General features: G+C 70.5%; 10 protein-coding genes. 8 read left to right on the top strand and 2 right to left on the bottom strand.

The genetic code is table 11. The features are described 5' to 3' along the window. Positions 1-16 precede the first annotated feature (16 nt). From AB5J55_RS02095 to AB5J55_RS02070, 6 genes are all read left to right on the top strand, one after another. The gene (locus AB5J55_RS02095) at positions 17-2,494 is read left to right on the top strand and encodes a thioester reductase domain-containing protein (RefSeq protein WP_369268974.1); all 2,478 of its coding nucleotides are present in this window, start codon (positions 17-19) and stop codon (positions 2,492-2,494) included. After that, positions 2,491-3,630: an alpha/beta hydrolase gene (locus AB5J55_RS02090; protein ID WP_369268973.1), complete on the top strand. Its 1,140-nt coding sequence runs from the start codon at positions 2,491-2,493 to the stop codon at positions 3,628-3,630. The genes AB5J55_RS02095 and AB5J55_RS02090 overlap by 4 nt, the downstream gene beginning before the upstream one ends. A 73-nt stretch (positions 3,631-3,703) precedes the next feature. Next, positions 3,704-4,483, top strand: coding sequence for an alpha/beta fold hydrolase (locus AB5J55_RS02085; protein ID WP_369268972.1), 780 nt, complete (start codon positions 3,704-3,706; stop codon positions 4,481-4,483). 109 nt (positions 4,484-4,592) lie between these two features. Continuing rightward, positions 4,593-4,946: an ArsR/SmtB family transcription factor gene (locus AB5J55_RS02080; protein WP_369268971.1), complete on the top strand. Its 354-nt coding sequence runs from the start codon at positions 4,593-4,595 to the stop codon at positions 4,944-4,946. Further along, on the top strand, positions 4,939-5,577 hold the full coding sequence (locus tag AB5J55_RS02075) for an SRPBCC family protein (RefSeq protein ID WP_369268970.1): 639 nt from the start codon (positions 4,939-4,941) through the stop codon (positions 5,575-5,577). The genes AB5J55_RS02080 and AB5J55_RS02075 overlap by 8 nt, the downstream gene beginning before the upstream one ends. Positions 5,578-5,746: 169 nt before the next feature. Next, positions 5,747-7,129, top strand: a complete 1,383-nt coding sequence (locus tag AB5J55_RS02070) for an endo-1,4-beta-xylanase (protein ID WP_369268969.1) — start codon at positions 5,747-5,749, stop codon at positions 7,127-7,129. A 93-nt stretch (positions 7,130-7,222) separates the two neighbouring features. On the opposite strand, the gene AB5J55_RS02065 is transcribed toward AB5J55_RS02070, so the two are convergent. Continuing rightward, positions 7,223-7,930, bottom strand: coding sequence for a lipoprotein (locus AB5J55_RS02065; protein WP_369268968.1), 708 nt, complete (start codon positions 7,928-7,930; stop codon positions 7,223-7,225). 105 nt (positions 7,931-8,035) lie between these two features. Here AB5J55_RS02065 and AB5J55_RS02060 point away from each other — a divergent pair, with 105 nt between their 5' ends. After that, entirely contained in the window at positions 8,036-8,833 is a 798-nt protein-coding gene (locus AB5J55_RS02060) for a maleylpyruvate isomerase family mycothiol-dependent enzyme (protein WP_369268967.1), read from the top strand. Between the two features lies 1 nt (position 8,834). Here AB5J55_RS02060 and AB5J55_RS02055 read toward each other — a convergent pair whose 3' ends face one another. Continuing rightward, the gene (locus tag AB5J55_RS02055; RefSeq protein ID WP_369268966.1) at positions 8,835-9,464 is read right to left on the bottom strand and encodes an NADPH-dependent F420 reductase; all 630 of its coding nucleotides are present in this window, start codon (positions 9,462-9,464) and stop codon (positions 8,835-8,837) included. Positions 9,465-9,683: 219 nt separating this feature from the next. Between AB5J55_RS02055 and AB5J55_RS02050 the strand changes: the two genes are divergently transcribed. Further along, positions 9,684-10,325 (top strand): class I SAM-dependent methyltransferase, encoded by a 642-nt coding sequence (locus tag AB5J55_RS02050; RefSeq protein ID WP_369268965.1) that lies wholly within the window; start codon positions 9,684-9,686, stop codon positions 10,323-10,325. Positions 10,326-10,330 lie beyond the last annotated feature (5 nt).

Raw genomic sequence — 10,330 nt, 5'->3', positions numbered from 1 at the left:
ACCGTGAAGGGCTCTCATGCGTGAGGTGAACGAGAACGTGTCGGCAGCCGCCGAACAGCGGGCGACCGCGGAGGAGATGGAGCGGGGTGGGCTCGGTCTGTCCGTGACCGACCTGCTGGCCAGGGTCGCGGGATCGGCTGCGCCGCCCACGCAGCCGGAGGCCGAGGGACCTTCAACTCCGCAGCAGACGGTCGCGATCAGCGCGGGTGCGCCGTCCGGCACCGACACCGACAGCCCCGCTCCGCCTGACGTGGAGACCCTCGCGGCCGCCGTCGCAGCCGTGGCCGGCCGTTACGTCCCCGCGGGACAGCTGGCACCCGACGCCGACTTCTTCGACGCCGGGGGCACCTCCGTCAATGCCGTGGAGCTCGTCGCCGCGCTGGAGGACGAGCTGGGCATGGAGATCGACCTGGACGAGGTGTTCGCCGACGCCCGGCCGATCAACCTGGCCAGACGGGGGTTCGCAAGCAGCACCGGGGCCCCGGCCGGCGGACCGGCAACGGCCGTACCGGAAACTGCCGGAGCGGAAGCAGTCGTACCGCAAGCGCCGGCACCTGTGGCGGTCCGGACGGTTCAGCTCCCGGCAGCCACCGCCCCACCCACGGCCATCACCGCCCCGCCGCCACCCCCGACCATTGCCCGCACCACCCCCTCGGACACCACGGCCCGCCCCGAGGACCTCACCCAGATCCTCGCCGACCTGGCGCTCGCCGACCGTCTCCCCTTCACCGCCTCGCCCGACCCCCTGCCGCCCCGCCGTATCCTGCTGACCGGCGCCACGGGCTTCCTCGGCAGCCATATGCTCCTGGACCTGCTGCGCCACAGCGACGCCCACGTCTACTGCCTGGTCCGTGCCGCCGACGAGGAAGCGGCCACCACCCGGCTCGGCGAGGCGCTCAAGAGCTACTCGCTGCCCTGGTCGTCGGAGGTGCGCCGCCGCATCACCGTCCTCCCCGGCGACATGCGCCACCCCCATCTGGGCCTGTCCGACGACCTCTGGAACAGCCTCGCCCAGGAGCTGGACAGCGTCGTCGGCGTCGCGGCTGCGGTGGACTTCCTGCGCGGGTACCAGTCCCTGCGCGGCAGCAACGTCCTCGGCGCCCTCACCCTGGCCGAACTCGCCGCGACCGGGCGCCCCAAGCCCCTCCACCACATCTCCTCGATCGCCGTCTTCAACGAGGTCGGCATCCCCTCCATGGGCGAGGACGACCCGTTCGCGCACATCGACCGCCTGATCGCCGGCTACGACCAGACCAAGTGGGCCGCGGAGGTCGCCCTGCGCCGGGCCCGCGACCACGGCCTGGTCGTCACCGCCCTGCGCCCCGGCGGAATCGGCGGCCACAGCAGGACCGGCGCCTACAACCCCCAGGACCTCAGCAGCGGCCTCATCTCGGCCTTCGGCCGGTTCCGCACCGTCCCCGCGTTCCGCTACCTCAACGCCGCCCCGGTCGACTGGGTCAGCCGCGTCGCGGTCGCCGCCATCTGCGAACCCGACGCCTGGGGCTTCGACTACAACCTCACCGGCGTCCCCAACACCCTCGACGACGTCGTGCAGGACATGGCGCTCGGCGGCATGCACGTCCGCGTACAGGACTGGGACGAGTGGCGCACCGACGCTCTGGCCCGCCTGCAGGCCGATCCGGTCCCCGAACTGGCCTTCCTCACCCGCGTGTTGCAGAGCCCCACCGCCCTGAAGCTGTGCGAGGCGACCCTGAAGGGCCCGGCCGCCGTCGCCGACCGGACCACGGCACTGGTCGAGGCACTCGGCCTGCCGCCGGCCGCCCGCTACGACGCCCGCGCCCAGCTGAAGACGTTCGAACGCCTCGCCGGCGACGGTCTGGCCCGCCTCCCGCACAAGGAGGACCAGCCCTACCTCTGGTTCGACGAGAGCACCGAGGGCAGCGTCGGCCCCGTCGGAGCCGCGCCCGACAGCCCTTGCTCGATGTCCCTGACCCTCTCCATCGCGAGCATGCACCAGCTGGTGGCGGACCGCCGCGTCGACGTACGCGGCCAGGTCACCTGCCCGGCCGTGCACGCCGAGCCGCTGACCGTGGAACGCGGCGACATCTGGATCCGCCCCGAGGAAGGCATCCCGCACCGCCACGGCTTGCGCCACCAACTCCTGCGCTACCGAATGGAGTTGACGGACGCCGACGGTGACCGCTGGTGGCTGGAGGGGCACAAGTACGCCCGCGCCCGCCGCGACGTCTGGCGCCAGACCCGGGCCCTCACCGTGGAGCTCGGCCGCGAGGGCGAACCGGCGAGCCTGGCCGGCGAGGTCGTCGTCCCCGCGGACTCCTACGTGCGCGACCAGATCGACGGCATCAAGGTCGACCCGCGCCTGACCAGCCAGGAGAAACGCGCCGCCAAGCTGACCTGGCTCGCCTGGTTCGGCCTGGAGATGGGCCGCGGCCTGCTCGGGCCCTTCGCCCGCGCCGCCGCGGACCTGCTCGACCTGCGCCGCACCCAGACCCCCACGGAGCACCACCGATGATCTTCCGGACGACGAACCCCAGGACCGCAAGGCCGGCCCTGCGCAAGGTGAGGACCACCACGATCCTGCGCCCCCTCCAGCACCGCCTCGACCCGACCAGGGTCGAGGAGATCCCGTTCCACACCAGCGACGGCGTGCGTCTCGGCCTGACCCGCATCGACACCGGCGACCGGGGCCGCCCCGCCGTCCTGCTCCTGCACGGGCACACCGCCTCGGCCGACATGTTCCTGCTGCCCGAGACCCGCAACCTCGTCGACGTCCTGCTGGACGAGGGCTACGAGCCCTGGCTGCTCGACTGGCGAGGCAGCTGCCGCCTCCCGTACAACGAGACGGGCCGCCGCTACACCTACGACGACGTCGCCCTCTACGACATCCCCGAGGCCGTCCGCCACATCCGCACCCGCATCGGCGACCGCCCCCTGTTCGCCGTCGCCCACTGCATCGGCTCCCTCACCCTCTCCCTGAGCATGACGGCGGGCCTGGTCCCCGGACTTGCCGGCGTGGTGTCCCAGGGCGTGTTCCTCACACCGAAGCTCGCGGGCCGGACCTCCCTGCGCATGACGCTGGCCGGGGAGCTGCTGAAGTCCCGTATCGACCACATCCCCGTCGACTTCCGCAAGGTCGGTCTGCGGTCGAAGTACACCCCGCTGTTCGCCCTCGCCTCCCGCAAGGCGGCCTGCCCGGACCCCACCTGCCAGATCCTGCACAACTCGGCCTGGGGAACCGGGGCCTCCCTGTTCGTCCACGAGCACCTGACCGACACGACCCACCACCGCCTCGCCGACCTCCTCGGCCCCGCTCCGCTGTGGATCCTGCCGCACCTGCGCCGCATCGAACTGGCCCGCACCGTCGTCCGCTGGCACGACACCGACCAGCGCTACCGGGCCCTTCCGCAGAACGCCCTGGACGCGGCGGCCCGCATCGACACCCCCGTACTGCTCCTGGCGGGCAGCGAGAACGGCCTGTGGCTCGACTCCCAGGAGCTGTGCCGCGACGTCCTCGCCCACCGCCAGCCGCAACTGGACGTGACGTACACCGAGATCCCCGGCTACGGCCATCTGGACACGTTCCTCGGCAGGGGAGCGGCCCTCGACGTGTTCGGGCACATCCTCGATTTCCTGGACGAACGGCGGTGACGGCAGGGCACGCCGCCGGTTACCGTACCGGTCAGTAACCAGACCGTTCCCGCCGTATCCCAGGAGGCCACCCATGCCGCAGCTCGAAGTCGACGGCGCGACGCTGACGTACGACGACGAGGGCCCCCGCGAGGGCTCGGGTGTGCCCCTGGTGTTCGTCCACGGCTGGACGGCGAACCGGCATCGCTGGGACCACCAGGTGGCTCACTTCGCCGAGAAGCGGCGCGTCGTCCGGCTCGATCTGCGCGGGCACGGCGACAGCAGCGGGGCGGGAGCGCGCACGATCGACGACCTGGCCAAGGACGTGCTCGCCGTTCTCGACCACCTCGAGATCGAGCGGTTCGCGATCATCGGCCACTCCATGGGCGGGATGATCGCCCAGACCATCACCCTCGCCCACCCGGAGCGGGTCGAGCGCATGGTGCTGGTGAACTCCATCGGCAGGATGGCCTACAGCCGGGGCCGTGCCCTGCTGATGGCCGCCTCGACGCTCGCCCCCTTCAAGCTGTTCGTCGCCACCAACATCCAGCGCGCCTTCGCCCCCGGCCACCCGCGAGAAGAGATCCGCGAGTACATCCGCGCCTCCGCCGACACCCCCCGCGAAGTCGTCATGACGCTCTACGGCGCCATGCGTGCCTTCGATGTGCTGGACCGGGTCGGCGAGATTCGCACGCCCACCCTCATGGTGCACGGCTACCACGACATCCAACTGCCACTCGCCCAGATGCTGCGGATGGCCAAGGCCTACCCCGACGCGGTGATCCGTGTCCTGGATGCCGGCCACGAACTGCCGGTGGAGAAGCCGGCCGAACTGACCGCGGCACTCGACGGGTTCCTCGCCGACCGGGGATAGGGCGGGGGGAGGGGTACGCGGCAGGCGGACATCCCGCTCGGGCCGCGGCCCGTCCAGGACCATTATTTAAGCCTTGCCTTATATAAGCAGTCGCTGGCATAGTGAAGCCGTGCACGCATTCGATGTGCTGGGTGATCCGGTCAGGCGCCGGATATTGGAGCTGCTCGCGACCGGCGAGCAGGCATCGGGCGACATCGGTGCCGTGATCCAGGACGAGTTCGGAATCTCCCAACCAGCCGTGTCGCAGCACCTGCGGGTGCTGCGCGAGAGCGGCTTCGCGTCCGTGCGGGCGGAGGGCACGCGTCGGCTGTACGCCGTTGATGCCGCGCCGCTGCGCGAGGTGGACGCGTGGCTGGAGAGGTTCCGCGGCTTCTGGGAGCAGCGGCTCGACGCCCTCGGAACGGAACTCGCGCGAGGCAAGCGCGAGCGCAGGCTCAGAAAGGAAGCGAGCGGGGATGAGTGAGATCGTCGACGAGTTGAACCGCCTGCACCGGCAGGTCGGTGCACGGCAGGTCGAGGCGGGCGAGGCCCGCACGGTGCTGCTGCGGCGCACGTACGACGCCGAGTTGGCCGACGTGTGGGACGCGGTGACGTCGCCCGAGCGGATCAGCCGCTGGTTCCTGCCCGTCAGCGGGGAGTTCAAGGTCGGCGGGCGCTACCAGCTGGAGGGCAACGCCGGGGGCGAGATCCTCGAATGCGAGGAGCCCACGCGGCTGCGCGTGAGCTGGCTGTACGGGCCCGACCCGGGGTTCAGCGAGGTCGAGGTGCGGATCACGCCGGACGGCGAGGAGCGCACGGTGCTGGAGCTGGAGCACGTGGCCGTCGTGCCGGACGAGTTCTGGGACCAGTTCGGGCCGGGAGCCGTGGGCGTCGGCTGGGACCTGGGGCTGCTGGGCCTCGCCATGCACCTCGCCGGCGGCGGGATGAGCAAGGAGGAGTCCGAGGCCTGGCAGCTCTCGGACGAGGGCAAGGCGTACGCGACCCGGTCCGGCGAGCTGTGGGGCGAGGCTTACACCGCCTCGGGCGCCGATGGACAGGTCGTCGCGGCCACGACGACGGCGACGATCGCGTTCTACACCGGCACGGGGTCGTAGAGCGAATCGAAACTTTCGAACCGCTGACGGGTGTCGTGGAGGGGCTTTCTTGAGCCAACTGAGGCCGGTGGGTGTGCGGTCTGTTGACGGCAATGGGTGTCGCTCCTAGGGTCTGCCGCGAAATTCGGAAATCCATCCGAAACTTTCGAAGCCCTAGGAAGGGGACGAGATGGTGACCCGCACATCCATCGACCCGCCTCCCGAGCGTCGCCCTCGCCGCTCGCGCACCCGCACCGCACTGGCCCTCGGCACGGCGGGACTGCTCGCCGTCGGCGGTGTCACCGCCCTCGCGGGCACCGCCGAGGCGGCCAGTACCCTCGGCGCCGCGGCAGCCGAGAAGGGCCGCTACTTCGGCGCCGCCGTCGCCGCGAACCACCTGGGCGAAGCCCCGTACGCCTCGACGCTCGACACCGAGTTCAACTCGGCGACGCCGGAGAACGAGATGAAGTGGGACGCCACCGAGCGCACCCGCGGCACCTTCACCTTCGGCTCCGCCGACCAGATCGTGAACCACGCCCAGAGCCGGGGCATGAAGGTCCGCGGCCACACCCTGGTCTGGCACTCCCAGTTACCGAGCTGGGTCGCGGGACTCGGCACCGCCGACCTCAGATCGGCGATGAACAACCACATCACCCAGGTCATGCAGCACTACAAGGGCAAGATCCACTCCTGGGACGTCGTCAACGAGGCCTTCCAGGACGGCAGCAGCGGCGCGCGTCGCAGCTCGCCCTTCCAGGACAAGCTGGGCAACGGCTTCATCGAGGAGGCGTTCCGCACCGCCCGCGCCGCGGACCCCGCCGCCAAGCTCTGCTACAACGATTACAACACCGACGGCGTCAACGCGAAGAGCAATGCCGTCTACAACCTGGTCAGGGACTTCAAGTCCCGCGGCGTACCGATCGACTGCGTCGGCTTCCAGTCCCACTTCAACAGCGCCTCCCCGGTCCCGTCCGACTACCAGGCGAACCTGCAGCGCTTCGCCGACCTCGGCGTCGACGTGCAGATCACCGAGCTGGACATCGAGGGCTCGGGCACGGCACAGGCCAACAGCTACACCAACGTGACACGGGCCTGCCTGGCCGTCTCGCGCTGCACCGGCATCACCGTATGGGGCGTCACCGACAAGTACTCCTGGCGCGCCAGTGGAACGCCCCTGCTGTTCGACGGCAACTACAACAAGAAGCCGGCGTACACCGCGGTCCTGACCGCGCTCGGCGGCTCCTCCTCCGGCGGCGGCACTCCCGGCGCCGCCTGCACGGCGACCTACAGCAAGGCCGAAGAATGGAGTGACCGCTTCAACGGCAAGGTCACCATCACCGCGGGGAGTTCAGGGATCAGCAACTGGACCGCGACCGTCACCGTGACACCCCCGCAGAAGGTCTCCACAACCTGGAACGGCACACCCAGCTGGGACACCAGCGGCAACCTCATGACGATGAGGCCGAACGGCAACGGCACCCTGGCCGCCGGAGCGTCGACCAGCTTCGGCTTCACGGTCATGAAGAACGGCACCGACGCGGCCCCGGTGGTCGGTTCCTGTACGGCTTCCTGACCGACTCGGGACCGGTGTCGAACCGGCACCGTACGGGCTCAGGACCGGTGTCCGGCGCGGCGGCCCTCCCCTCGCGCCGGACACACCCGTCGCTCAGCCGACCCGCAGCGTCCTCTTTGCCAGTTCGTAGGCCGGCAGCATCGCCCGGTGCTCCTCGGTGTCCATACCGCCGAGGTGTATGACGACCGGCCCCTTCTCGGTGGTGACGGCCAGGGCGGTTTCCTCCTTCGTCTCCTCCAGGAGTTTGCTCGTGACGAGGTACTTCACCTCGGCACCGGCGAGGGCGCCCGCCTTGAACGCGCTGTACTTCGCCTTGCTCACGCCGTTCTCGTCGGCCAGGAAGGCCTCCAGCACGGTGCGGGCGTCCTCGTCACCCGGTTCGCCCGTCCAGATCCGCAGGAAGCCGATGTTCCCCGCAGGCTTGGCGTCCACTTCGCAGGCCGCCGTGACAGGACCCTGGTGCAGCAGCGCGTCGGCGATCTCCTGCGCCAGCTCGCTGTCCTCGCTGCCACCCGCCTCGTCCTTCCCCGTCCCGGCGGCGACGGCCTCCGCCTCCCAGTACTGGGCGATGTCGAAGGTGACGGGGAGCTCGCAGTCCGATCCGGCGGCGCCGATGGTGCCCCCGCGCTTCACCGCCGTATAACCGTCACTCGCCGCCTCGGCCGACGCGGACGCCGACGTCGATGCGCTCGCCGACGTCTTCGGGTCGTCCTCGGCCGCCCCCGAACAGCCCGTCAGCACCCCTGCCAGCAAAGCCACCTGCGCCAGCCGGCGCCGTACCTGTCCCGCCCCCACCAACATGGTGATCTCCCCACCCGATCCTGCTCTTTCTGATCTTGCTCAGGCGGCACACAGTATCCGAGACCACCGACAGAGCGGATTGTGGCCCTGCGGCATCATGAGGCGATGACCTCGCTGCCCTTCGACCGCTACTGCGACGCGATCGTCTCCCAGACCGAGCAGCTCACCGCCCATGTGCGCGGCGCGGACATGACCGCCCCGGTGCTCTCCTGCCCCGGCTGGAACCTCGGCCAGCTGCTGCGGCACGTGGGCGGTGACCACCGGTGGGCCGAGGAGATCGTACGGACCCGCGCCACCGGTCCGATCCCCGACGACGGCGTGAACGACGTGACCTCGTACACCCACGAGCACGAGGACTTCCTCCTCCCGTGGCTCACCGAAGGCGCGGCACGGTTCAGTGCCACGCTCCGCGCAGTTGGCCCCGAAGCGCACGCGTGGAACCCGTCCGACGAGCGATCGGGGCCCGTGGCGTTCTGGGCCAGGCGCATGACCTACGAGACCGCCCTGCACCGGGCCGACGCCGCCCTGGCGACGGGGGCGGAGTTCGCGCTCGATGGCGACCTCGCCGTCGACGCGGTGCAGGAATGGCTGGAGTTCTCGACATTCCCCGAGGCGTTCGAGCCGGGTCCGGACCTGCCCGACCTGCTCGGTCCGGACCGCAGGCTCCACTTCGACGCGACCGACGCCGGAGAATGGCTCGTCGACCTCACGGGCGAGCACCCCGTCTGGCGCCCCGGACCCGGCGACGCCCCCACGACCGCGACCGCACGCGGCCCGGTGACCGACCTCCTCCTGTACTTCTACCGTCGGCCGACAGCCGCCGTAGAGACAAAGGGCGACACCGCACTCCTCGACCTCTGGCGCACGCGCGCGGGCTTCTGGTTGGAGGCGCCGGGGGAGTGACCTACTCGACGGCGGCGCGGGTGACCACCTTGATGTTGAACGTGTGCGCGCCCACGCCGCCCGCGATCCCCATGAAGAGCAACGCGAAGTGCTCCTGACCGCGCGCGGTGCGGATGCCGCCGATGTCGAGTTGGGACGACGGGGCCCAGCCGAGGTCGGTGAGCAGTCGGCCGGTCGTCCGCTTGGCCTCGGCGTCGTCGCCGGAGAGGAATACGGTGCTGGGGCCGTCGAGATCGTTCGGGGCGATCATCACGGTGGCGTCCATGGTGCACAGCGTCTTGACGACGGGGGTCAGGGGGAAGGCCTCCTGGATCTGTTCACCCAGGCTGCTGTTGGGGTGGGAGAGTTCGGTGTAGTCGTCGCTGAGGCCGACCCCGACATCGATCAGCAAGGTGCCGGCCAGTGCCGGTGCCCCGATGGAGTGCAGCAGTTCCACGGAGACGGTCCCGGGGGTGGCGTTGACCAGAACCTCCGCGTGGGCCGCCGTCTCGCTCAGACCTGCCACGGGGAGGCCGAGGTCCGCGCGTTCCTTCGGGTTGCGTGAACCCAGTAATACGTCGTGCCCTGCGGCGCGCCATCCATGGGCCAGTGCTCGTGCGACGTTGCCGGTGCCAAGTAGTCCGATACGCATGCTGTGAGGCTAGGCGGGGCGCGGGTTCGGTAGATCGGGCCGCGGGCTCAGGTGGACCGGGACCAAGGTCGTAGTCCTGTGGTCGCTCGTCCCGCGCTTTGCTGAACCGGCAACACTGTTTGTCTCCCGCCAAGGCCTCCCGCAGGCTTCATCAGCGTGGACCGGGAGCCCTCGCGCTGCCCGTGTCCCACCACGACATCCGTGCATACGGGAGGCGCCATGACCGAGACATCCGCACTGAAGGCCGCCGAGTTCTGGGAGGCCCGCTACCGCGACCGCGACGGGCGGCTGTGGAGCGGCCGCCCCAACGCGTTGCTCGTGCGTGAGGCCGCCGAGCTCGCACCGGGAAGTGCGCTCGACCTTGGATGCGGCGAAGGAGGTGACGCGGTGTGGCTCGCCTCGCGCGGCTGGCGGGTCACCGGCGTCGACATCGCGCACACGGCTTTGGAACGTGCCGCCCTGCACGCCGCCGAGGCCGGCGTGAGCGACCGTACGTCCTGGGAACGGCACGTGCTGGGAGAGTCGTTCCCCGAGGGTTCCTTCGACCTGGTGAACGCTCAGTTCCTGCAGTCACCGGTCGCCCTGGATCAGCAGCGGGTTCTGCGGCAGGCCGCAGCTGCGGTCGCGGCGGGCGGCACTTTGCTGATCGTCATGCACGCCGGCTGGCCGTCCTGGCAGACCGAGCCACCCTTCGACGCGGAGTTCCCCACCCTGCGGGGCGTCCTCGACGAACTCGCCCTGCCGGAGGCCGACTGGAGCGTGGAGACGCTGGACACGGTACGCAAGCCGAGCGAGTCACCCGAGGGGCTGGAGGGCTTCCGGGACGACCACGTGTGGCGGCTTCGGCGCACCGGCGGCTGACGTAC

This window comes from Streptomyces sp. R11 (assembly GCF_041051905.1).
GTDB lineage: Bacteria > Actinomycetota > Actinomycetes > Streptomycetales > Streptomycetaceae > Streptomyces.
This window is presented reverse-complemented; position numbering and strand designations above follow the sequence as displayed.

Bases quoted from the DNA above. Each gene is read 5' to 3' on its own strand.
- AB5J55_RS02060 (WP_369268967.1), top strand. From the start codon at position 8,036: ATGACCTCGCTGCCCTTCGACCGCTACTGCGACGCGATCGTCTCCCAG.
- AB5J55_RS02090 (WP_369268973.1), top strand. From the start codon at position 2,491: ATGATCTTCCGGACGACGAACCCCAGGACCGCAAGGCCGGCCCTGCGC.
- AB5J55_RS02050 (WP_369268965.1), top strand. From the start codon at position 9,684: ATGACCGAGACATCCGCACTGAAGGCCGCCGAGTTCTGGGAGGCCCGC.
- AB5J55_RS02095 (WP_369268974.1), top strand. From the start codon at position 17: ATGCGTGAGGTGAACGAGAACGTGTCGGCAGCCGCCGAACAGCGGGCG.
- AB5J55_RS02055 (WP_369268966.1), bottom strand. From the start codon at position 9,464: ATGCGTATCGGACTACTTGGCACCGGCAACGTCGCACGAGCACTGGCC.
- AB5J55_RS02085 (WP_369268972.1), top strand. From the start codon at position 3,704: ATGCCGCAGCTCGAAGTCGACGGCGCGACGCTGACGTACGACGACGAG.
- AB5J55_RS02070 (WP_369268969.1), top strand. From the start codon at position 5,747: ATGGTGACCCGCACATCCATCGACCCGCCTCCCGAGCGTCGCCCTCGC.
- AB5J55_RS02065 (WP_369268968.1), bottom strand. From the start codon at position 7,930: ATGTTGGTGGGGGCGGGACAGGTACGGCGCCGGCTGGCGCAGGTGGCT.
- AB5J55_RS02075 (WP_369268970.1), top strand. From the start codon at position 4,939: ATGAGTGAGATCGTCGACGAGTTGAACCGCCTGCACCGGCAGGTCGGT.